The organism is Streptococcus sp. 27098_8_22 (assembly GCF_041432415.1).
GTDB classification, from domain to species: domain Bacteria; phylum Bacillota; class Bacilli; order Lactobacillales; family Streptococcaceae; genus Streptococcus; species Streptococcus pseudopneumoniae_M.
This window is the reverse complement of record NZ_JAPVZP010000001.1, coordinates 645,767-670,164: the sequence shown is the minus strand read 5'-3', so window position 1 is coordinate 670,164 and position 24,398 is coordinate 645,767. Positions and strand designations below refer to the sequence as shown.

At 40.6% G+C, this 24,398-nt stretch carries 18 protein-coding genes; 16 read left to right on the top strand and 2 right to left on the bottom strand.

The genetic code is table 11. The annotated features are described in order from the left end of the window. Positions 1-6: 6 nt before the first annotated feature. Both O3633_RS03210 and scrK read left to right on the top strand, forming a co-directional pair. Entirely contained in the window at positions 7-1,902 is a 1,896-nt protein-coding gene (locus O3633_RS03210; protein ID WP_371620366.1) for a sucrose-specific PTS transporter subunit IIBC, read from the top strand. Between the two features lie 140 nt (positions 1,903-2,042). Further along, complete coding sequence (scrK, locus tag O3633_RS03205) at positions 2,043-2,930, top strand: fructokinase ScrK (protein WP_371620365.1); 888 nt, start codon at positions 2,043-2,045, stop codon at positions 2,928-2,930. A 40-nt stretch (positions 2,931-2,970) separates the two neighbouring features. Here scrK and O3633_RS03200 read toward each other — a convergent pair whose 3' ends face one another. Continuing rightward, on the bottom strand, positions 2,971-4,161 hold the full coding sequence (locus O3633_RS03200) for a cation diffusion facilitator family transporter (RefSeq protein ID WP_371620364.1): 1,191 nt from the start codon (positions 4,159-4,161) through the stop codon (positions 2,971-2,973). A 157-nt stretch (positions 4,162-4,318) separates the two neighbouring features. On the opposite strand from O3633_RS03200, the gene O3633_RS03195 reads away from it, so the two are divergent. The 12 genes from O3633_RS03195 to O3633_RS03140 all read left to right on the top strand — a co-directional run bounded on the left by O3633_RS03195 (position 4,319) and on the right by O3633_RS03140 (position 20,649). After that, positions 4,319-5,929, top strand: a complete 1,611-nt coding sequence (locus O3633_RS03195) for a hypothetical protein (RefSeq protein WP_371620363.1) — start codon at positions 4,319-4,321, stop codon at positions 5,927-5,929. A gap of 1 nt (position 5,930) precedes the next feature. Beyond that, positions 5,931-6,962, top strand: a complete 1,032-nt coding sequence (locus tag O3633_RS03190; protein ID WP_371620362.1) for an acyltransferase family protein — start codon at positions 5,931-5,933, stop codon at positions 6,960-6,962. Next, a complete protein-coding gene (locus O3633_RS03185) occupies positions 6,955-7,923 on the top strand; it encodes a glycosyltransferase family 2 protein (protein WP_371620361.1) in 969 nt (322 codons plus the stop codon). Before O3633_RS03190 ends, O3633_RS03185 begins: the two co-directional genes overlap by 8 nt. A gap of 190 nt (positions 7,924-8,113) precedes the next feature. Continuing rightward, the gene (locus O3633_RS03180) at positions 8,114-10,798 is read left to right on the top strand and encodes a cation-translocating P-type ATPase (RefSeq protein ID WP_371620360.1); all 2,685 of its coding nucleotides are present in this window, start codon (positions 8,114-8,116) and stop codon (positions 10,796-10,798) included. A 108-nt stretch (positions 10,799-10,906) separates the two neighbouring features. Then, positions 10,907-11,317 carry a peptide deformylase gene (locus O3633_RS03175; protein WP_371620359.1) on the top strand — a complete coding sequence of 137 codons (411 nt, stop codon included), beginning with the start codon at positions 10,907-10,909 and terminating at the stop codon, positions 11,315-11,317. A 45-nt stretch (positions 11,318-11,362) separates the two neighbouring features. Further along, positions 11,363-12,085 carry a peroxide stress protein YaaA gene (gene yaaA, locus O3633_RS03170; protein WP_371620358.1) on the top strand — a complete coding sequence of 241 codons (723 nt, stop codon included), beginning with the start codon at positions 11,363-11,365 and terminating at the stop codon, positions 12,083-12,085. A 287-nt stretch (positions 12,086-12,372) separates the two neighbouring features. Then, positions 12,373-13,659: a homoserine dehydrogenase gene (locus tag O3633_RS03165; RefSeq protein ID WP_371620357.1), complete on the top strand. Its 1,287-nt coding sequence runs from the start codon at positions 12,373-12,375 to the stop codon at positions 13,657-13,659. 1 nt (position 13,660) lies between these two features. Beyond that, positions 13,661-14,530 (top strand): homoserine kinase, encoded by an 870-nt coding sequence (gene thrB, locus O3633_RS03160; RefSeq protein ID WP_371620356.1) that lies wholly within the window; start codon positions 13,661-13,663, stop codon positions 14,528-14,530. A 123-nt stretch (positions 14,531-14,653) separates the two neighbouring features. After that, entirely contained in the window at positions 14,654-15,592 is a 939-nt protein-coding gene (gene msrB / locus O3633_RS03155; RefSeq protein WP_049529977.1) for a peptide-methionine (R)-S-oxide reductase MsrB, read from the top strand. 49 nt (positions 15,593-15,641) lie between these two features. Further along, positions 15,642-17,366: an ABC transporter ATP-binding protein gene (locus O3633_RS03150; protein WP_371620355.1), complete on the top strand. Its 1,725-nt coding sequence runs from the start codon at positions 15,642-15,644 to the stop codon at positions 17,364-17,366. Between the two features lies 1 nt (position 17,367). Beyond that, a complete protein-coding gene (locus O3633_RS03145) occupies positions 17,368-19,116 on the top strand; it encodes an ABC transporter ATP-binding protein (RefSeq protein WP_371620354.1) in 1,749 nt (582 codons plus the stop codon). 273 nt (positions 19,117-19,389) lie between these two features. Further along, on the top strand, positions 19,390-20,649 hold the full coding sequence (locus O3633_RS03140; RefSeq protein WP_371620353.1) for a TRZ/ATZ family protein: 1,260 nt from the start codon (positions 19,390-19,392) through the stop codon (positions 20,647-20,649). Between the two features lie 179 nt (positions 20,650-20,828). Here O3633_RS03140 and O3633_RS03135 read toward each other — a convergent pair whose 3' ends face one another. After that, positions 20,829-22,307, bottom strand: a complete 1,479-nt coding sequence (locus tag O3633_RS03135) for an oligosaccharide flippase family protein (protein WP_371620352.1) — start codon at positions 22,305-22,307, stop codon at positions 20,829-20,831. Between the two features lie 125 nt (positions 22,308-22,432). Here O3633_RS03135 and mecA point away from each other — a divergent pair, with 125 nt between their 5' ends. Further along, entirely contained in the window at positions 22,433-23,170 is a 738-nt protein-coding gene (mecA, locus tag O3633_RS03130) for an adaptor protein MecA (protein WP_371620351.1), read from the top strand. A gap of 664 nt (positions 23,171-23,834) precedes the next feature. Beyond that, positions 23,835-24,398, top strand: coding sequence for a TIGR01440 family protein (locus O3633_RS03125; protein ID WP_049526246.1), 564 nt, complete (start codon positions 23,835-23,837; stop codon positions 24,396-24,398).

Below are 24,398 nucleotides of genomic sequence, written 5' to 3'. Positions count from 1 at the left end.
TTGCAAATGACGAATACAGAAATTGCAAAAAAAGTCATCGAAGCCTTGGGCGGACGTGAGAACGTTAACAGTGTTGCGCACTGTGCTACTCGTCTTCGCGTTATGGTTAAAGATGAAGCAAAGATCAACAAAGATGCTATCGAGAGCTTGGAAAAAGTTCAAGGTGCTTTCTTTAACTCAGGTCAATACCAAATCATCTTTGGTACTGGTACAGTAAACAAGATGTACGATGAAGTTGTAGCCCTTGGTTTGCCAACTTCAACAAAAGCTGAAATGAAAGCAGAAGCTGCTAAACAAGGAAATTGGTTCCAACGTGCCATCCGTACTTTCGGTGACGTCTTCGTTCCAATCATTCCAGTTATCGTAGCAACTGGTCTCTTCATGGGTGTTCGTGGTCTCTTGACTGCTCTTGGAATGACACTTCCAGAAGATGTGACAACTTATACTCAGATCTTGACAGACACTGCCTTTATTATCTTGCCAGGTTTGGTTGTTTGGTCAACTTTCCGTGTATTCGGTGGTAACCCAGCTGTTGGTATCGTTCTTGGTATGATGCTCGTTTCTGGTTCACTTCCAAATGCCTGGGCTGTTGCGTCTGGTGGTGAAGTAACTGCAATGCAGTTCTTCGGATTTATCCCAGTTGTAGGTTTGCAAGGTTCAGTTCTTCCAGCCTTCATCATCGGGGTTGTCGGAGCTAAGTTTGAAAAAGCAGTTCGTAAGGTTGTTCCAGATGTACTTGATCTCTTGGTAACACCGTTTGTAACACTCCTTGTAATGTCAATTCTTGGATTGTTTGTTATCGGACCAGTCTTCCACGTTGTTGAAAACTACATTCTCATTGGAACTAAAGCAATTCTTAACTTGCCATTCGGACTTGGTGGTTTCTTGATTGGTGGAGTTCACCAATTAATCGTCGTATCAGGTGTTCACCACATCTTCAACTTGCTTGAAGTTCAATTGCTTGCTGCTGACCATGCTAACCCATTCAACGCTATCATCACAGCTGCCATGACTGCTCAAGGTGCTGCGACAGTAGCCGTTGGTGTGAAAACTAAAAATCCTAAACTTAAAACACTTGCTTTCCCAGCTGCTCTTTCTGCCTTCCTAGGTATTACTGAGCCTGCTATCTTCGGGGTTAACTTGCGTTTCCGTAAACCATTCTTCCTTTCATTGATTGCTGGTGCAATCGGTGGTGGATTGGCATCTATCCTTGGACTTGCTGGTACTGGTAATGGTATCACAATCATCCCTGGTACAATGCTTTACATTGGTAACGGACAACTTCTACAATACCTTCTTATGGTAGCTGTATCATTTGCACTTGGTTTCGCTCTTACTTACATGTTTGGTTATGAAGATGAAGTAGAAGAAGCTGCAGGTGCTATTACTGAAGCTGAAACAGATCGTTTGACTGAAGAAGCAGTAACTGGTACTGTGGTTTCACCAAGCGAAGGTGTTATCCAAACACCAATCGTTGGTGATGTCGTTGCTCTTTCAAATGTGAATGATCCAGTCTTCTCAAGTGGAGCCATGGGACAAGGTATCGCTGTAAAACCTAGTGAAGATGTTGTTTACGCACCGGCTGATGCTGAAGTGACAATTGTCTTCCCAACAGGACATGCTTATGGCCTAAGAACAGCTAACGGAGCTGAAATTTTGATCCACGTTGGTATCGACACTGTTTCAATGAACGGTGAAGGATTCAACCATAAAGTTGCTCAAGGTGATAAGGTTAAAGCTGGAGATGTTCTTGGAACATTTGACTCAGCTAAGATTGCTGCTGCTGGTCTTGATAACACAACAATGGTTATCGTAACAAACACTGCAGACTTTGCTTCAGTAAATCCAGTTGCTTCTGGAACAGTTGCTAAGGGTGATGCAATCATCGAAGTTAAAGCTTAATAAATCAAAAAAACGAACAAATGTTATGTTTGTTCGTTTTTGCTTGAATGGTAAAATTTACAGAGAAAAAACTAAAATATAGAGCAATTTTCCTTCTGGGAATATGCTATAATAGAGAAAATAAATACAAGAGGTTTATCATGACAAAACTATACGGAAGCTTGGAAGCGGGCGGTACAAAATTTGTCTGTGCTGTCGGTGATGAAAACTTTAACGTTGTAGAAAAGGTACAATTTCCTACAACAACACCTATTGAAACAATCGATAAAACGATCGAATTCTTTTCAAAATTTGATAATCTTGCAGGACTAGCAATCGGTTCATTTGGTCCTATTGATATCGATAAAAATTCAAAAACATATGGCTTTATCACAACTACACCAAAACCTCACTGGGCAAATGTTGACTTGCTTGGTGCTCTACGTCGCGCTTTGAACGTACCAATGTACTTCACAACAGACGTTAATAGTTCTGCCTACGGTGAAGTAGTAGCACGTAATAACGCAGGTGGACGAATCGAAAACTTGGTTTATTACACAATCGGTACAGGTATCGGAGCTGGTGTTATTCAACGTGGTGAATTTATCGGTGGTGTCGGACACCCTGAGATGGGACACTACTATGTGGCTAGACACCCAATGGATATTGAAAAAGAGTTTAAGGGTGTTTGTCCTTTCCATAAGGGATGTCTGGAAGGCTATGCAGCTGGTCCAAGTTTGGAAGCTCGTACAGGTGTTCGTGGGGAAAACATTGAACTCAACAACCCTGTTTGGGATGTTCAAGCCTACTATATCGCTCAAGCCGCGGTTAATGCTACCGTAACTTTCCGACCAGATGTCATCGTCTTTGGTGGTGGGGTTATGGCCCAACAACACATGCTTGACCGTGTACGTGAAAAATTCACATCTCTTCTCAATGGTTACCTACCAGTTCCAGATGTACGTGACTATATCGTAACACCAGCTGTTGCAGGTAATGGTTCAGCTACACTTGGAAACTTCGTTCTTGCTAAGAGCGTAGCAAAATAAGTATAAAAAATGAGGTCGGGATTTGTCCCGGCCTCTTTCTTTAGTCTTTTTCAATTTTCGTTTCCTGATGGAATATATTTTGCCAAGTTTCATGTCTGCGCCAGATACTTGTATGGATGGTGTCACCAATCTGATAGCGGATGAGTTTTGTCTTCTGACTAATGGACGTCAAGTGAAGCTCTTTGATAGCAGAGGTTAATTCTTTTTCCTCCTTATAGGCTTCCTTGTCTAGTTCTAGTCCGTCTTGGCGAATATAAATGAAATCTTCAGCCAGTAATTCTTCCAATTGATTTCCTTGGTCAATTAGTTGCTCTCTCATGAGCAATTTTTTATAGACATTATCAAGAATTTCATCTTCAGGGATTGGTGCTGGTTCGATATGAATATCGGTATCAAAGACGCCAAAGCGTTCTGATAACATGGATTCGACCTGATCCGCGATTTCATGACTTTCAAAAACAGAGAGGTCTGGGTTCATCTCAAGTGTGATGTCCAGATAGATATTACTTCCGTAGGTACGACCGCGTTGTGATTTGACCTTGCTAATCTTAGGAATTTCCATGATAGCTTTTTGATAATCTTCTAGCAAGTGTTCATCAAAACCATCAGAAAGGCTGAAGGATGACTCGATAAAGATGTCATAGGCTGTTTTGAGGATAAAGAAGGTGATGATAATAGCGACCAACTTATCCACGATTGGATAGTTGAAGCTACTAGCCAGGATAGCAATAGAAGTTCCAAGAGATGTTACGGCATCTGACAGATTGTCCTTAGCTGCAGCCTTGAGGGCCTTTGATTTAGCTTGCTTACTCAGATGGGTATTGTAGAGATAAACGGCGAACATGATGATGGCAGAGATGACTCCCAGAGTCGCACCAAGTGGGTCAATGACCGTTTGTTCTCGGCTGAGTATCTTTTGGATGGTGTCACGTAGAACATCAAAGCCAACGTAAAACATGATGATGGAAGTGATGAGACTTGCCAAATCCTCGATTTTCCAGTGGCCGAAGCGATGATCTCTATCAGCCGGTTGGCGAGCCAAACGAATCCCGATGAGAAGGGCTACATTTCCAACAATATCTGAAACGTTATTAAAACCATCTGCTACCAAACTGGATGAATGGAGCAAATGTCCGGTCGCTAGCTTAGCTGCAGACAAGAATAGATAGGTCAAAATGCTGATAATGGCACCACGCTCAGCTAATTTTAAGTTTGAAACCGATTGATTCATCTAACTCCCCTTCTAGCATTTTAGTATTCTTTCATTATACTGGTTTTCCAAGGAAAATTCAAATGGAGGGGTTGGGGAGATTTGCATTGATTCAACAGATTTTTTGATTGAAATATGATAGAATATAAAGTAATCATAATTTTAGAGAGAGTTTTCCATGACCCATAAACAAATCACAGATAGAATGATTCGAATTGGTTTGCTGTTGCTACCATTTCTTATTTTTTATGGCTATAGAGTAGTTAAGGGGTTTGATTATCCAGTGGTTGATGATATCATGGTCAATCAAACCATATTATCTGGTGATAATATGTTGCTTCCCTATATTGGAATTTTGTTATCATCTGCTTTAGTATTTTTTCAACAATTATTTACAAATTGGAATATTTATTTTATTTTTTTAGCTCTCAGTTTTTGCTTGAGTTTTAGTATCTATTTGGAGTTCTTTTTTAGAAAGAAATATTATTTCTTACTTCCCTTAGTAATGTTGCTTCAAATGGTTTTAATGAAGTATTTCTCGTTTTCAGTCATTGCTTACTTGTTATCGACAGCAGGGATACTATTATTATTTGATAGAAAATATATAACTGGAGTGCTCTTATCTTTGATAGGGTTGTCGATTAGACCACAAATTATTGCCAGTTTATTATTGCTTTTACTCCCCTTCCTAGCTTTTGAAGTAATCAAAGGAAAAAAGAAAAAAGAATTATTCTTGTTGTCTGCTGTCATTTTTCTTATCTTTGCTTCCAATAAAATTTATACCTTAATGAGACCAGATGTTCAAGAATACCTAAATTGGAATACTCTAAGTACCAATTTGAGAGATTTCCCTGCGATTGAGTATGAGAAGCATGCCAAGGAATTTCAGGAATTGGGGGTCAGTGAAAACGACTTATCTGCTTCAACCTACTGGTTGTTTGCAGAAAAAGATGCTTTGAACAATGAGTTATTAACAAAAATTCAATCCGTACGTTCTTTCTCTGAAAAGTACTCCTTTAATGTATTTCAGATGGTGAAAGATTATTTCCAAAATATCATTTTGACAACCTTTCTTCTTGTTATGGTTGGCTGGTTTTTGTTCTTCAAACCTAAGAAAGTCTATGGCTGGTTACTCCCCCTTGTTCCATTTGTACTAATTGGAGCTCTATTTGTTAGGCAGAGAGTGGTAGAACGTGTTTATATCCCGATTATCGTTAGCTTTTTAATCTTTTTCGTCTACTATGCGCCCTTATTTTACAATAAGCGTAAACTGTTGAAAAAAAGAGGAATTTTTTATAGTCTACAACTTGTAGGAATGCTGGCGAGTATGGCCTGGGTAAATAGTGTGGGACAAGAACTTTACTGGTTCCCAATCATTCAATCATCCATGGTATCAGAGTATCATGATGTAGTGGAAAAACATTCTGATAAATTGCTTGTTTTTGGCGGTTATGGAACACTTGTCAATTCTCAATCGAGCTTGGCTACGATTAGAAGGAAGCCTGATCAGTTGGTTGAAAATACAACAACCTTAGGTAACTGGCAAACTTTTTCGCCACATTATTATCAATTAATGAAAAAGTATAATGTTGAGGAGCCTAGTAATCTTCTTTCTTCTGCTATTGATAAGGAGAATATCCTATTCTTTTGGTCACCCTCTTCAGGAAAGATGGATCAAGTCAAGAAAATAATGAAAGAACATTACCAGAAAGATGTTTATTTTGAAGAAGTTGAGGTGGTCACTTCTGATATGAGTCTTTATCGACTAAGAACAGGAGAAGGGAGATAGGATGAAAAAGCGCATAGGTTACCTAGATATGGCTAAGGGGCTAGCGATTATACTTGTTATTATAGGGCATAGTAGTTTTGTGCCTCTTCGTGCAAAAATACTCCTCTATGTTTTTCATATCCCCTTATTTTTCTTCTTGTCAGGTTTTACTTTAAATGTCACTAAATACAAAACATTTAAGGAATATTTTCTTAGCAAGGTGAAAAGTTTGGTCGTTCCCTTTTTTTGCCTGAATATTTTTGTTTTTCTCTTTCAACTCTTTGTCATGTATCCTGAACAAGTGTTTAGTTTTAATCTTATTCATTTTACTAAACAGTTATTGTTGTCAGACCGCCTGCATGTTTATTTTCAGTTATGGTTTCTGAATGTCATGTTTTTAGCACATATTTTTAGTTACTTTATTCTCAGAAAAAAATGGACCATTATCCAATGGCTTTTGATTAGTGTATCACTCTTATTTTTAGTCTTTTTGGGACAAAAAATCTATGCCTGGAATTTTTATCTTATCTGGAATATTGACCTGGTCCCTGTAGCCATTATCTTTACGCTCTTAGGTGTCGGAGTGAGAAAATATTTAGCGCAGATAGAAAAGTTTTTTACAATTTATTATTTGCCACTTGCCTTATTGCTAACTATATTTGTTGGTAGGTTAAACTATCATTGGAGTGGAAGACAGATTGTCGATCTCTACTATCAGCAAATAGGAAACCATCTCTTGTTTTACATTGCTGCAATTTCAGGTATATGGTCTACCCTCATATTCTTTAAGTCAATTCCTGAAATGACTCTCTTGAAATCAATCGGTCAAAGAACCTTGATTTACTATGGTGTCCATGCCCCGATTGTTTTAGTATTGGTAGAAAAATTAGTTTTACAATTATCTACTAGATACACCGGTATTTTTGTGAATGGCTACGTTACAACAAGTGTTGTGACAATATTGACTTTGGTAGGATGTGAATTGATTGTCAGAGCATTTAGAGGGACAAACTTTCCCTTTGGGATTAAAAGATTAGGAGTCAAAAATGAGTAGAAATAATCCGATTTTATATATCGTGATTCCATGTTATAACGAAGAGCAAGTGTTACCTCATACAAATCCGATGTTTGTGGGAAAAATAGAGGAGCTTGTGAAAAATCAAGAGGTTCATCCACTAAGTAGGGTCATGTATGTGAACGATGGCAGTAAGGATAAAACCTGGGAACTTATCCAAGAATATGCCACATCGAATCCATATGTAGTAGGTATTTCGCAGAGTCGAAATCGCGGTCATCAAAGTAGTGTTCTTGCTGGGATGTACGAAGCTGCAGAATTTGCGGATATCGTGATTACCATTGACGCAGATGGTCAAGATGATATTGATTGTATGAGTCAGATGATTGCTGAATACAAGTCAGGTTCAGAGATTGTTTACGGCGTTCGTGATAACCGAGAGACAGATTCGGCTTTTAAACGTATTACAGCAGAGGGATTCTATAAGGTGATGCATTTATTTGGAGCAGATGTCGTTTTTAATCATGCTGACTATCGTTTAGTCTCCAAACGTTTTATTCATGAACTTGCTAAATTTAAAGAAGTAAACTTATTTCTTCGAGGTATTATGCCTCTTGTAGGATTTAAGTATTCCTACGTGACTTATAAACGCCATGAACGAATTGCTGGAGAAAGTCACTATCCACTTTCTAAAATGCTTGGTCTAGCAATGGATGGTATTACTAGCCTATCTATTAAACCTATTCGCTTGATTACTAGCTTGGGAGTTATGACTTCACTTTTTAGTTTTTTGTTGATTATCTGGGTTTTGTGGAGCAAATTTGCTGGTAATGTAGTAGCTGGATGGGCCAGTACCTACGCCATTGTAAGTTTACTTGGCGGGGTTCAACTCATTAGTCTTGGTGTAATTGGTGAATATATTGGGAAAATCTATCTAGAAACCAAACAACGTCCAAGATATATTATCAGCGATCGCACCTATGATGAGAGTGCTGAGTAACCCCACCTCAAAACTTGAAAACTTTTGAAATTCTGATATAATAGAACTACTCAAGGGAGTAGCTGGCGGTTAACCGCGATAGTGTCGTCATTACGAATTATTTCCGGCACTATATTAAACAGCGAGACTTGTTTTTTTAAAAAACAGGTCTCTTTTTTTGTAAAAAGAGGCCAAAAAGGAGGAGACTGTTTTGTCAAAAGAACAAAATAAAGACTTGTTTTATACACAAGCCTCAGAGGAAGTCCTAAAGAACTTGGACTCATCTATCGAAGGTTTATCAACTGCTCAAGCTCAAGAACGCTTAGCGACTTATGGTCGTAATGAGTTGGAAGAGGGAGAGAAACGTAGCCTACTAGCTAAATTCCTTGATCAATTTAAGGATTTGATGATTATCATCTTGCTTGCGGCAGCGGCACTTTCTGTGATTACAGAAGGAATGGACGGTCTAACGGATGCCATTATCATCTTGGCCGTTGTTGTCTTGAATGCTGCCTTTGGGGTTTACCAAGAAGGGCAAGCAGAAGCAGCCATTGAAGCTCTGAAAAATATGTCTAGCCCGATGGCTCGTGTTCGTCGTGATGGTCATGTGATTGAGATTGACTCAAAAGAATTGGTCCCTGGGGATATCGTCTTGCTTGAAGCAGGAGATGTCGTGCCTGCAGATATGCGTTTGTTTGAAGCAGCTTCCCTTAAAATTGAAGAAGCAGCTCTTACAGGGGAGTCTGTCCCAGTTGAAAAAGATGTGACAGGACTTGTTGAAGCAGATGCTGGTATCGGGGATCGTGTTAACATGGGTTACCAAAACTCAAACGTAACTTACGGTCGTGGTATTGGGGTCGTGACCAACACTGGTATGTATACAGAAGTTGGTAAGATTGCAGATATGTTGGCTAATGCTGACGAGACAGAGACACCATTGAAGCAAAGTTTGGAACAATTGTCTAAGGCCTTGACTTACTTGATTGTTGTGATTGCCGTTATTACTTTCTTGGTTGGTGTATTCGTTCGTGGTGAACATCCGTTGGAAGGCTTGATGGTTGCGGTTGCCCTTGCGGTTGCTGCGATTCCAGAAGGTCTCCCTGCCATTGTAACCATCGTTCTATCATTGGGAACTACAACCCTTGCAAAACGGAATTCAATCGTCCGTAAATTGCCAGCGGTTGAAACGCTTGGTTCAACAGAAATCATCGCATCTGATAAAACAGGTACTTTAACCATGAACCAAATGACGGTTGAAAAAGTTTATACCAACGGTCAATTGCAAAGCTCGGCATCTGAAATTGCTGCCGATAACAATACCCTTCGTATCATGAACTTTGCCAATGACACCAAGGTGGACCCATCTGGTAAGCTGATTGGTGACCCAACTGAGACAGCTCTTGTACAGTTTGGTTTGGATCACAACTTTGATGTTCGTGAAGCCTTGAAGGATGAGCCACGTGTGGCTGAATTGCCATTTGACTCAGACCGTAAGCTAATGTCTACCGTTCATAAGGAAGCTGACGGTTCTTACTTTATCGCTGTCAAGGGTGCACCTGACCAATTGCTCAAGCGCGTGACTCGTATTGAAGTCAATGGGGAAGTTCGCCCAATCACAGAAGAAGACAAGAATGCTATCCTTGCCACCAATAAAGACTTGGCTAAACAAGCCCTTCGTGTTTTGATGATGGCTTATAAGACAAGTAACGAAATTCCAACCTTGGAATCTGAAATTGTTGAGTCTGACCTCATCTTCTCTGGTTTGGTCGGAATGATTGACCCTGAACGTCCTGAAGCAGCAGAAGCTGTCCGTGTCGCTAAAGAAGCAGGTATCCGTCCAATCATGATCACGGGTGATCACCAAGATACAGCAGAGGCTATTGCTAAACGTCTTGGAATCATCGATCCAAATGATACAGAAGACCATGTCTTTACAGGAGCTGAGTTGAACGAACTCTCTGATGAAGAATTCCAAAAAGTCTTCAAGCAATACTCTGTATATGCCCGTGTATCACCTGAGCACAAGGTTCGTATCGTGAAAGCATGGCAAAAAGAAGGTAAGGTTGTTGCCATGACAGGTGACGGGGTTAATGACGCGCCATCACTTAAGACAGCGGATATCGGTATCGGTATGGGGATTACAGGTACAGAGGTTTCTAAGGGAGCCTCAGATATGGTCCTTGCTGATGATAACTTTGCAACCATTATCGTAGCGGTTGAAGAAGGACGTAAGGTCTTCTCAAATATCCAAAAATCTATCCAATACCTCTTGTCTGCCAATATGGCTGAAGTCTTCACCATCTTCTTTGCAACTCTCTTTGGTTGGGATGTGTTGCAACCAGTACATCTTCTCTGGATTAACTTGGTAACAGATACGCTTCCAGCCATTGCCCTTGGTGTTGAACCAGCTGAGCCAGGTGTTATGACCCACAAACCTCGTGGACGTAAGTCTAACTTCTTTGATGGTGGTGTCTTCGGTGCTATCATGTATCAAGGTATCTTCCAAACCATGCTCGTTCTGGGTGTTTATGGTTGGGCTATTCTCTTCCCAGAGCATCAAGTTCAAAGTGAAATCCATGCAGATGCCCTTACCATGGCCTTTGCAACTCTTGGTTTGATCCAATTGCTCCATGCCTTTAACGTCAAGTCTGTTTACCAATCAATCTTTACGGTTGGACTCTTCAAGAACAAGACCTTTAACTGGTCAATCCCAGTTGCCTTTGTCCTCTTGATGGTGACAATCTTGGTTCCTGGATTTAATAATCTCTTCCACGTGTCACATTTGAGTTTGACTCAATGGATGGTTGTTGCCGTAGGAGCGCTTATGATTGTGGTCCTTGTTGAGATTGTTAAAGCAATCCAACGAGCACTTGGAAAAGATAAAAACGCTATTTAAGCATTATGAAAGTCATCTTCGGATGGCTTTTTGTTTGTATATAAAGGTAAACTGCCAAAGATTTTGTGCTATAATCAAAGAGAATGATACCGCATGGAGGAAAGAATCTTGGAAAAGAAAATTGTAAAAGATATCTTGTTTTTGTCGCAGGTATCCCAGCCTGCTAGTCAGGAAGATTTACCCTTAGCAAAGGATTTGCAGGATACTCTATTGGCTAACCGAGAAACCTGTGTTGGACTAGCGGCCAATATGATTGGGGTACAAAAACGCGTCATTATTTTTAATATCGGAATGATTCCCATGGTTATGTTTAATCCAGTTCTCCAATCTTTTGAAGGACCATACGAGACAGAGGAAGGTTGTTTGTCTTTGACAGGTGTCAGACCTACAACTCGGTATGAGAAGATTACAGTAAGCTACAGAGATATCCATTGGCAAGAGCAAACCATTACCCTGACAGGATTTCCAGCACAGATTTGTCAACATGAATTGGATCATTTGGAAGGTCGTATTATTTAAGCTCAAATCCTTGGTAGTCCTAAAAAAATATGCTACACTAACACTATGAAAATTCTAATCCCAACCGCAAAAGAAATGAACACCGAAATTCCTAGTTTAGAGGCTAGACCATTACGTCCTGAAAGTCAGGCAGTGCTGAATGAATTGGCCAGATATTCTGCCCAAGAGCTGGAGAGTTTTTACAAAATATCTGCCGAAAAAGCGCAAGAGGAGTATGACCATATCCAGGCCTTGAAAAATGAAACTGCGACAAACTATCCAGCCTTGCACCTCTTTGATGGACTCATGTATCGCAACATCAAACGGGACGATCTCACCAAGGAGGAGCAAACCTATCTGGAGAAACACCTCATGATAACGTCAGCTCTCTATGGTGTGATCCCAGCCTTTGCGCTGATTGCACCTCACAGACTGGACTTTTTGATGAAGCTTAAAGTTGCTGGGAAAAGCCTAAAAAATCACTGGCAGTCAGCCTATGAAGAGTCAATGAAAGACCAGGAGTTAATCTTTTCACTCTTGTCTTCTGAGTTTGAAACTGTCTTTCCAAAAGAAATCCGTGAGAAAATGATGACCTTCAAGTTCATGGAAGAAAGAGATGGAAAACTAAAAATCCATTCAACCATTTCAAAAAAAGCCAGAGGATCCTTTTTGACAGCCTTGATGGAAGGTCAGGTGACTTCAGTTGAAGAGATTAAAAAGCTTAGCTTTGCGGGTTTCAATTATCGAGAAGACTTGTCTAGTGATAAGGAATTGGCTTTTGTAAAATAGATTGAAAATAGAGAGAGTGGGACAGAAATCGTTAATTCGTTAGAATTCGATTTCGTTGTCCCACCTCCGCACAGTTGAGTAGGGCTGTAAAAGCTGATGAAATCAGCGTAGTTAGAGTCCACTCAACCACTGCGTCTTGCTCGACAATCCAAAGGCAATTGAGAGGCTAGGACTTTTGTTCCAGCCTCTTTTTGTGATTTGGTGCTCCTATTTTTAGTTTAGAATGGTAGGAATTTTCACACAATTTTGGTATAATAAGACTATTAGAAAATTTCGAGGAGACAAACATGTCAGTTAAGATTGCTTTACTTGGATTTGGTACAGTAGCCAGTGGTGTGCCATTCTTGCTAAAGGAAAATAAAGAAAAAATTGTTCAAGCAGCTCAGTCAGAAATTGAAGTAGCTAAAGTTTTGGTCAAAGACGATCAAGAGAAAGCCCGCTTGCTTGAAGCAGGAAATGATTTTAATTTTGTAACAAATATCGATGAAATCTTGTCAGACAAAGACATCACGATCGTTGTTGAGTTGATGGGGCGTATCGAACCTGCTAAAACCTTTATCACTCGTGCCTTAGAAGCAGGGAAACATGTCGTGACAGCTAACAAGGATCTTTTGGCAGTCCATGGTGCAGAATTGCTTGAGGTAGCCAAAGCTCACAATGTTGCCCTATACTACGAAGCAGCAGTTGCAGGAGGAATTCCAATCCTTCGTACTTTGGTTAACTCATTAGCATCAGACAAAATAACACGTGTTCTTGGTGTTGTGAACGGAACATCTAACTTCATGATGACCAAAATGGTAACAGAAGGCTGGTCTTATGAAGATGCTTTGGCAGAAGCCCAACGACTTGGCTTTGCTGAAAGCGACCCTACCAATGACGTTGACGGGATTGATGCGGCCTATAAGATGGTCATCCTCAGTCAGTTTGCATTTGGAATGAATGTTAAGTTTGAAGATGTAGGCCACCAAGGAATTCGCAACATTACTCCAGAAGATGTAGCAGTAGCTCAAGAACTTGGTTATGTTGTTAAATTAGTAGGTTCTATCGAAGAAACACCTTCTGGAATCGCTGCCGAGGTTACTCCAACCTTCCTTCCTAAAGCTCATCCACTCGCAAGTGTTAACGGTGTTATGAATGCGGTCTTTGTGGAATCTATCGGTATCGGCGAGTCTATGTACTATGGACCAGGTGCAGGTCAAAAACCAACTGCAACAAGTGTTGTAGCTGATATCGCCCGTATCGTTCGTCGTTTGAATGACGGTACCATTGGAAAAGCCTTTAACGAATACCATCGTGACCTTGTTTTGGCTCAGCCAGAAGATGTCAAAGCCAACTACTATTTCTCAATCTTGGCTCCAGATTCAAAAGGGCAAGTCTTGAAATTGGCAGAACTCTTTAATGCGGAAGATATCTCCTTCAAGCAAATCCTTCAAGATGGTAAGCAAGAAGGAAAGGCTCGTATTGTCATCATTACCCATAAGATTAACAAGGCACAGCTTGAAAATATTACAGACGCTTTGAAGGCGGTAGCCGAGTTTGAACTTCTCAACACCTTCAAGGTTTTAGGAGACTAAGATGAAGATTATTGTACCTGCTACAAGTGCCAATGTGGGTCCTGGTTTTGACTCTGTTGGTGTAGCTGTAACTAAGTATCTAGAAATTCAGGTTTGTGAGGAACGTGAAGAATGGATGATCGAGCACCAATTAGGCAAATGGATTCCACGTGATGAACGTAATCTTTTGCTGAAGATTGCTTTACAAATTGTTCCAGACCTACAACCAAGACGTCTGAAAATGATTAGTGATATTCCACTTGCGCGTGGACTTGGTTCTTCTAGTTCAGTCATCGTTGCAGGAATTGAGCTGGCAAATCAATTAGGGAACCTAAAATTAACGGATCACGATAAGTTGCAATTGGCGACTAAGATTGAAGGACATCCTGATAATGTTGCACCTGCTATCTATGGAAATCTGGTCATTGCAAGCTCAGTCGAGGGTCAGGTTTCAGCAGTTGTGGCGCCTTTTCCAGAGTGTGCCTTTCTAGCCTACATTCCAAATTATGAATTACGTACTCGAGATAGTCGTGGTGTCTTGCCTAAGAAGCTTTCTTATAAAGAAGCTGTTGCAGCAAGTTCTATCGCCAATGTGGCTATTGCAGCCCTACTGACTGGAGATATGGTCAAAGCAGGCCAGGCTATTGAGAGTGACCTTTTCCATGAGCGTTACCGTCAAGAACTGGTGAGAGAATTTGCGACCATCAAGAAAGTTGCTAAGAGAAATAGTGCTTATGCGACCTACTTGTCTGGTGCTGGTCCAACTGTTATGGTCTTGGCTGATCCTGACAAGATGCCTAAGATTAAGGCTGAACTTGAAAAGCAACCTTTCAAAGGCAAGCTTCATGATTTGCAAGTAGATACACAAGGCGTTCGCGTCGAAGCAAAATAAACAGAACAATAGGATGGGGAAACTCTCTATTAGAGGCTTCCTGTCCTTTTTTTGAAAATGAAACATGGGATATGAAATGATTTCCAGTTTTGTCGACCGACAGACGGTCAAGGAGGATTTGAAATGGCAGAAATATATTTAGCAGGTGGTTGCTTTTGGGGTTTAGAGGAATACTTTTCCCGTATTTCTGGAGTGTTGCAAACAAGTGTTGGTTATGCTAATGGTCAGGTAGAAACCACCAATTATCAACTGATCAAAGAAACAGATCACGCAGAGACTGTGCAAGTCGTCTACGACGAAAAGGTGGTCTCGCTCCGTGAGATTTTACTCTATTATTTCCGAGTCATTGATCCTCTTTCTGTCAACCAACAAGGGAATGACCGTGGTCGTCAATACCGCACAGGGATTTATTACCTAGATGAAGAGGATTTACCGACTATCAATACAGTAGTTCGCGAACAAGAACTCCTCATCGGTCGTAAAATTGCAGTGGAAGTGGAGAAGCTTCGCCACTATATCTTAGCTGAAGACTATCACCAAGACTACCTCAAGAAAAATCTTGGTGGCTATTGCCACATTGATGTGAGAGATGCAGAGAAGCCACTCATAGACGCTGCTAACTACGAAAAGCCTAGTCAGGCAGTTTTGCGAGAAAGTTTGTCAGAAGAGTCTTATAGAGTTACCCAAGAGGCAGCGACGGAAGTTCCTTTTAGCAATGCTTATGACCAAACTTTTGAGGAAGGAATTTATGTCGATATCACGACTGGTGAGCCCCTCTTCTTTGCCAAGGATAAGTTTGCTTCAGGCTGTGGTTGGCCAAGTTTTAGCCGACCAATCTCTAAAGAGCTTATCCATTACTATCAAGACTTGAGTCATGGTATGGAACGTATCGAAGTTCGTTCACGTTCAGGAAATGCTCACTTGGGACATGTCTTTACAGACGGACCTCAGGAACTAGGTGGTTTACGCTATTGTATCAATTCTGCATCCTTACGATTCATTGCTAAGGATGAAATGGAAGAGGCTGGTTATGGCTACCTGCTTCCATATTTGAATAAGTAAAAAGATGGTGGTTTTTCCACCTTCTTCATTTTGGAAATAGAAGGGACATATGAAACAATTACTTTCTTACTTTAAACCCTACCTCAAGGAATCATTTCTAGCGCCCTTGTTTAAGCTGCTAGAAGCCGTTTTTGAACTCTTGGTACCCATGGTGATAGCTGGGATTGTCGACCAATCTATCCCCAAAAAAGATCAGGGTCACCTCTGGATGCAAATGGGTTTCCTCTTTGTTTTTGCGGTTATCGGCGTTTTGGTAGCCTTAGTTGCTCAGTTTTACTCAGCCAAGGCAGCAGTAGGATTTGCCAAGGAGTTAACCAATGACCTCTATCGTCATATTCTTTCCTTGCCCAAGGATAGTAGAGACCGCTTAACGACCTCGAGTTTGGTGACGCGTTTGACTTCAGATACTTATCAGATTCAGACAGGGATCAATCAATTTTTACGCCTATTTTTAAGGGCTCCTATTATTGTTTTTGGTGCCATTTTTATGGCTTATCGTCTCTCGCCTGAATTGACCTTCTGGTTTTTGGTCATGGTTGCCATTTTGTCCTTTGTCATTGTCGTGTTATCACGCTTGGTCAATCCTCTCTATAGTATTTTGAGAAAGAAAACAGACCAGCTGGTTCAGGAAACACGCCAACAGATACAAGGTATGCGTGTGATTCGTGCCTTTGGCCAAGAAAAACGAGAAATCGAGAACTTCCAAGTACTCAATCAAGTCTATACAGCTATCCAAATAAAAACAGGCTACTGGTCCAGTCTCTTGACCCCCTTGACCTATTTGATCGTCAATGGAACTTTGCTGGTGATTATCTGGAATGGTTATATTTCTATCCAGGGAGGCTGGCTCAGTCAAGGTGCCTTGATTGCCTTAATCAACTATCTCCTACAAATCTTGGTAGAGTTGATAAAACTAGCCATGCTCATTAATTCACTCAACCAGTCTTATATATCAGCAAAGCGCATTGAGGAAGTCTTCGCTGAAAAACCTGAAGATATTCATTCTAAGATTCAAGCAGGAAAAGTGCACGGGCGTCAAGTATTACAAGTCAGTCACTTGAGCTTTACCTACCCAGATGCAGCTCAACCATCCTTGCGAAATCTTTCTTTTGCTATGCAGCAAGGACAAATTCTTGGAATCATCGGGGGGACTGGTTCTGGTAAGTCAAGTTTGGTACAGGTCCTACTTGGCCTTTATACAGCAGATAAGGGAAGCATTTTCCTTTATCGAGATGGACGTAGTCCTCGCAATTTTTCTGAATGGCGGTCCTGGATGGCTTATGTTTCTCAAAAAGTTGAACTCTTTAAGGGAAGCATTCGTTCTAACTTGACTCTGGGTATGGAAGACCCTATCTCTGACCAAGAACTCTGGCAGGCTTTGGAAATTGCTCAAGCCAAGGACTTTGTCAGTGACAAGGAAGGTCAACTGGACGCAGAGGTTCAAGCAGGTGGTCGTAATTTCTCAGGTGGGCAAAAGCAACGTTTATCGATTGCCCGGGCAGTCTTGCGTCGAGCACCATTCCTCATCTTGGATGATGCTACTTCGGCTCTTGATACCATTACTGAGTCCAATCTTCTGAAGGCTGTTCAAGATAACCTACCAAACACCAGCTTGATCTTGATTTCCCAACGAACTTCAACCTTGAAGATTGCTGATCAAATTCTCCTTTTAGAAAAAGGGGAGCAATTAGCACTTGGAAATCATGAGGAATTGATGGAGACTAGCCAAGTCTATCGTGAAATTAATGCATCCCAACATGGAAAGGAGGACTAGAATGAAAGGCAAACATGCAAGCCAAACCATTAAACGATTAGCAAAAGATTTAGCTGGTCATCCCGTCCTTCTTTTCCTGGCTTTCTTGGGTACCATTGCTCAGGTAGCCCTATCAATCTATCTACCAATCTTGATAGGACAGGTGATTGACCAAGTCCTAGTCGATGGTTCATCCCAGGTTTTTTGGCAGATTTTCCTCCAGATGATTCTGGTGGTCATTGGGAATACGCTGGTACAATGGGCCAATCCTCTCCTCTATAATCGACTGATTTTCTCCTATACCAGAGATTTGCGCGAAAAAATCATTGAAAAGCTCCATCGTCTTCCGATTGCCCTTGTAGATAGACAAGGTAGTGGAGAAATGGTCAGCCGTGTCACGACAGATATCGAGCAGTTGGCAGCGGGTCTGAATATGATTTTCAACCAATTTTTCATAGGAGTTTTGATGATTTTGGTCAGCATCCTTGCTATGCTCCAAATCCATCTATTGATGACTCTCTTGGTTCTGCTCTTAACACCTCTATCTATGGTCATTTCACGCTTTATCGCTAAGAAATCCTACCATCTCTTTCAAAAGCAGACAGAGACTAGGGGGATTCAGACTCAGTTGATAGAAGAATCGCTCACCCAACAGAACATTATCCAGTCCTTCAATGCTCAGGAAGAATTTATCGAGAGACTTCATGAGGCAAATGACAACTACGCAGGTTATTCTCAGTCGGCTATCTTTTATTCATCGACAGTCAATCCTTCCACCCGTTTTGTTAATGCCCTCATTTATGCACTACTAGCTGGTGTTGGAGCCTTGCGCATCATGGCGGGTTCTACTTTGACGGTTGGGCGTTTAGTGACCTTTTTGAACTATGTGCAGCAGTACACCAAGCCTTTTAACGATATTTCATCAGTCTTAGCCGAGTTGCAAAGCGCCTTAGCTTGTGCAGAACGTGTTTATGCTGTTCTAAAAAGTCAAGAGGTTACAGAAACAGGTCTTAAAGAATTGAACAGCGACCAAGTCAAGGGAGCTATTTCCTTTAAACATGTTTCTTTTGGTTACAATCCTGAAAAGATTTTGATTAAGAATCTGTCTATTGATATCCCAGCGGGTAGTAAGGTTGCTATCGTTGGACCAACGGGTGCAGGGAAGTCTACCCTTATCAATCTCCTCATGCGTTTTTACCCGATTAACTCCGGAGATATTTTGCTAGACGGTCGTTCTATTTATGACTATACTAGAGCATCTCTTCGACAACAGTTTGGGATGGTGCTCCAAGAAACTTGGCTCAAGCAGGGAACCATTCATGACAATATTGCCTTTGGCAATCCTGATGCTAGCCGAGAGCATGTCATTGCAGCAGCCAAGGCAGCAAACGCGGATTTCTTTATCCAACAATTGCCACAGGGTTATGATACCAAGCTTGAAAATGCAGGGGAGTCCTTGTCTGCTGGTCAAGCTCAGCTTTTAACCGTTGCCCGCGTCTTTCTAGCCATTCCTAAGATTCTAATCTTAGACGAGGCGACTTCATCCATCGATACTCGGACAGAGGTGCTGGTTCAGGATGCTTTTGCCAAACTCATGAAGGGGCGCACAAGCTTTATCATTGCCCACCGTTTATCGACCATTCAAGATGCTGATTTGATTCTTGTCTTGGTCGATGGAGATATTGTCGAATATGGCAATCATCAGGAACTCATGGCGAGAAAAGGTAAATACTATCAAATGCAAGAAGCAGCTGCTTTTAGCCCAGAATAAATGGGAGAGCCTTTATAATGCCAATAAACAACAAGAAAAGTTGCCTTCGGGTGACTTTTTTGTTACAATAGCTAGAAAAATTATCTGGTATGAAAGCTAATACTCAATGAAAATCAAAGAGCAAACTAGGAAACTAGCCGCAGGCTGCTCAAAACACTGTTTTGAGGTTGTAGATGGAACTGACGTAGTCAGTATCCTACACATACGACAAGGCGACGTTGACGCGGTTTGAAGAGATTTTAGAAGAGTATAATTTAGAAAAGGAGCCTATTGATGAAAGTCTTTCAGCATGTAAATATCGTGACTTGTGACCAAGATTTCCATGTCTACCTGGATGGTATCTTAGCTCTTGAAAATTCTCAAATCGTCTATGTCGGTCAGGAGAATCAAGAAATTCTCAAGCAAGCAGATAAAATCATAGACTATCAGGGTGCTTGGATTATGCCTGGTTTGGTTAACTGCCATACTCACTCTGCAATGACAGGCTTGAGGGGGATTCGTGATGATAGCAATCTCCACGAATGGCTAGAGGACTATATTTGGCCGGCAGAAGCAGAGTTCACACCAGAGATGACCACAAAGGCCGTCAAAGAGGCGCTAACAGAGATGCTCCAGTCAGGAACGACAACTTTCAATGATATGTACAATCCTAATGGAGTGGATATAGCGGAGATTTATGATGCGGTCAAGGCTTCCAAGATGCGGTGCTATTTCTCTCCGACCCTCTTTTCTTCAGAAACCGAGACGACGGATGAAACCATAGCCAGAACTCGATCTGTCATCGAGACAATCAAAGGCTATCAGGATCCCAATTTCAAGGTCATGGTGGCCCCTCATTCGCCTTACAGTTGTAGTCGAGACTTACTGGAGTTTAGTTTGAACTTGGCAAAAGAGCTGGATATTCCCCTTCATATCCATGTAGCAGAAACACAGGAAGAGTCAGGGATTATCCTGAAACGTTATGGCAAATGCCCATTAGCCTTTCTGGATGAGCTTGGCTATTTAGACCATAAAGCTGTCTTTGCCCATGGTGTGGAGTTAAATGAAGCAGAAATTACCCGCTTGGCAGATTCGCAAGTCGCTATCGCCCACAATCCTATTAGCAATCTCAAACTAGCTTCGGGTATTGCACCGATTATCCAACTTCAAAAGGCTGGAGTAGCAGTTGGTATTGCGACGGACTCAGTTGCTTCTAACAATAATCTCGATATGTTTGAGGAAGGACGCACTGCAGCCCTTTTGCAAAAAATGAAGAGTGGTGATGCCAGTCAATTTCCAATCGAGATTGCCCTCAAGGCACTGACAATCGAGGGTGCTAAGGTGTTAGGAATGGAAGATGAGATTGGTAGCCTGGAAGTCGGCAAACAAGCAGATTTTCTCGTCATTCAACCCCAAGGAAAAATCCATCTCCAACCTCAAGAAAACATGCTCTCTCACCTCGTTTATGCCGTCAAATCCAGTGATGTTGATGATGTCTACATTGCAGGTGAGCAAGTCGTGAGAGCTGGGAAGGTATTAACAGTAGATTTGTAAGTGATGCTCCTTCTAATTTTTTTAAAGCTAGGTCGGTGTCGTCTTAACTTCGTATGCTCTAACAAGTTTATTGAGTGGGTATTTATTGTGTGGACCATATAGAAAAAAGAAGACTCTGTAAGGTCTTCTTTTTGTTGCATAATATTTAATCTGAACACTTTTGAGAGGGATACAGACCTTTATCCTCTTTTAATCCTTGCACGAACTAGGTCAAGTGCATAATGAAGTGTTTTATCTTTGATAATAAAGAGGGTGATAGCGTAATAGATGCCGCAAGCAACAATTGTGCATAGAACCATGCTAATCATCTTCATCGTAACTTCATAGCTATAAACTTGGAAGAGGATTTTAAAAACATAATAAATTGGGATGAAACCGAGTGATACGATTGTATATCGAGCCAAGGTTGTAAAAATCTCTTTCAAATCCAAGAGTTTATGTTTCTGAATAAAGCGGATTTCAAGTAGAACCACAATTGCCTCAGCAATAATCGTTGTCCCGATGTAGTAGGCAGGAGTAAAGATGTTGTTGAAAAGGAGTAGAGAGTTTAGGATGACATTGACACCACCACCGATAAAGTAGAAAGCTGTTAATCGGTTTTCGTGGTCATTGATAAAGATAATTTGCTTACCAAGGATTAATTCGATAGCCCAGATAATGGTTCGAAAGGCAAAGACGCTTGTTACAATTCCTGCTTCTATATACTTCTCAGAAGAGTAGATAACAGTCGCATAAGTTCCTAAAACCATAATCCCGATACTAGTAGGGACCATGAGGAAGTAAAAGAGAGATGCGCCCTGATTGACCAAATTTTTATAAGAAGTAAAATCTTTTTTTCCTAGATAATAACCAAGTCGTGGGATGCTGACGTTGATAGCTCCGCTAAGAACACTAGCAATCAGCATAACGATACTGGAGGCGATGGTGTAGTAGGAGATAAAATTCTCATCAGGTCCTTTAGTGATGAACATACGGTCTAGCAAGGTATAGAGCATATTAGCATTTGCTAGAAGGAGCATGGTTAAGAGTGGTTTAGATGACTTGAGAAGTTCGATGAACTCAATCTTAACAAAGGAAACCTCTCGTTTAATCCAGAGGAAGCTGAGCAGATAGTTGATAATGGTTGTCGCACTCATGATTGTGGCATAAGGGACGATATCATCAGGTGTCTTGACGAAGGCAAAGATAGCGACCAACATTCCAATACGAATAACCAGTGTTTTATAAAGGATAAAAGAATAGTTCTCGTAGGCTTCATTCATCCACTCAATATTTAGGAATTGGAAAAGGGCCTGGATTCCAAGGATATAATAAAGGATTTTTAGATTGACAATGCTAGTATCAAAGTGAATAAAGAGGAAATAGATAGCTGTTGTCAGAACTGAAGTAATCAGGGAAATATAGAATAACTTAGAGAAGACATAATTGATCTTATTCTTATCATCTTTAACCTTACTGATAGCTCGAATCCCATAATTGTAAATCCCAAAGGCAGCGAGTGGAATGACAAAGCTTGCCCAGGTGTTGGCAGTGTTGAAGTAACCGTAATTCGATTTGCTAAGAATCCGTGTTAGATAGGGATTAGTAATCAAAGGAAAAACGATATTCAAGATATTGACCAGCAAGCTAGCCAAAGCGTTAACTTTTATATTTTTCATGAAAACTTTCTTTCTTATATTCTAAATTAGATACTAGTATTATATCACATTCCAACGCCATTCTTTTGATAAAATCTGTGAAATCTTGTATAATAGATAGAACTGAAAGTATGAGGTTACGAACTATGAAAATGAAACAAATCAGTGATACAACTTTGAAAATCACCATGTCTTTAGAAGATTTGATGGATCGTGGAATGGAAATCGCAGACTTTCTCGTTCCACAAGAAAAAACAGAAGAATTTTTCTATGCCATTTTGGATGAGCTAGAGATGCCAGATAGTTTTTTGGATACGGGTATGCTTAGCTTCCGAGTGACTCCTAAGCCAGATAAGGTTGATGTCTTTGTGACAAAATCTAAGATCGACCAGAATTTGGATTTTGACGATTTGGCAGATCTTCCTGATATGGATGAGTTAGCTAAAATGTCTCCAGATGAGTTTTTGAAAACCTTGGAGAAAACCATGGCAGAAAAAACTAAAGACGATATTGAAGCTATTCAATCTTTAGAACAGGTTGAAAAGGAAGAGGAAGCAGCGCTTGACGAAGCACTTGGGGTAGAAGAAGGAAAAAGAGAACCTTATATCTACTATATCTTACGCTTTGATAATCTGACTAGTCTAGTTGCTTTTGTGAAGACAGTTACTTATCAAATGGAAACTTCAGAACTCTATAAGATGAATGACCAGTATTATCTGACAGTCTTAGTGGATGTAGAGGATCGACCAAATCTTTATCCAGCTTGGTTACTGGCTCGTATGCGAGAATTTGCGGATGATAGCGACATCAGCCGTTCGGTTCTACAAGAATATGGTCAAGTGCTCATCAATCATGATGCGGTTCAAGGACTCCAAAAAGTTTAATCTAGAAAAAGAGGTTGGGACAAAAGATCCCGACCTCACTTTTTATTAGCAATCAAACTTTGACGCGGTAGCTGATTGAACTTTTTGTTCGTCTTTTAGACTCCAAAAAGCTCCTAATCATCCTCGCGGGGCTGGGACTACGAAATCGAGACTTTGTCTATCGATTTCTGTCCCACCGCCTTTTGTTATCTTCTCTGTAAAATCTAGTTTTTTAAAATATTGGATACAGTTTGTATTCAAAAAACCGACATATTATAATTTGAAAGCGAAATTAAAGTTTGATCATAATTTCATGAAAATTTTCTGAATCATCATCTAAATCTACAAGGACGAAAAAGTGGCTAAAAAATAAGCAAACTAGTAGCTTTAATAGAAGAAATGGGATAGAATTGTAGAAGTTGCTTTTCGGTAGCTTATAATCGAATTGGCAGACAAATCTTTTAGGTGTAAATGTTGTTACATCAACGATTTTACTAAACTATTATATTTTTTTGTTTTCAAAGTATAATTTATCTTATATTTGAAACTAGATGAATTTGAATCAGTTTTTAAAAAGAGCCCTCATATAGTTTTTGAATCCTAGCAAATGGTATTCCTACGTCTTCCAATCTTGCTAAAATTGATGAAAAACGATATGATAGAATGAAAAAGAGCGAGGTGAAATATGGACCAAAGACGGATTCAAACAGAAACACAGCAGATACTTGAAGATGTATTAGACAAGGCTTCTTTACAGGAGGGAGCATTATTTGTCTTGGGTTTGTCTTCGAGTGAAGTGCTGGGAGGACACATCGGAAAAGATTCGAGTCAGGAAATCGGTGAACTTATTGTCAAGACTATGTTGGAACTGTTGACGGCTAAGGGAATTCACCTGGCTGTTCAAGGGTGCGAACATGTCAATCGGGCTTTAGTTGTTGAACGAGAAGTAGCTATAAAACATCAGTTGGAGATTGTGAGTGTACTCCCGACCTTACATGCAGGAGGTTCTGGTCAGTTAGCTGCCTTTCGCTATATGAAGGATCCCGTGGAGGTCGAATTTATCAGGGCAGATGCTGGTCTAGACATTGGTGATACAGCTATCGGTATGCATATCAAACATGTTCAAGTACCCATTCGACCAGTCTTAAGAGAGATTGGTCAGGCTCATGTAACGGCACTTGCTAGTCGACCAAAACTCATTGGAGGGGCGCGTGCTCAATATCCAATAGATCATATTAGGAAGATATAA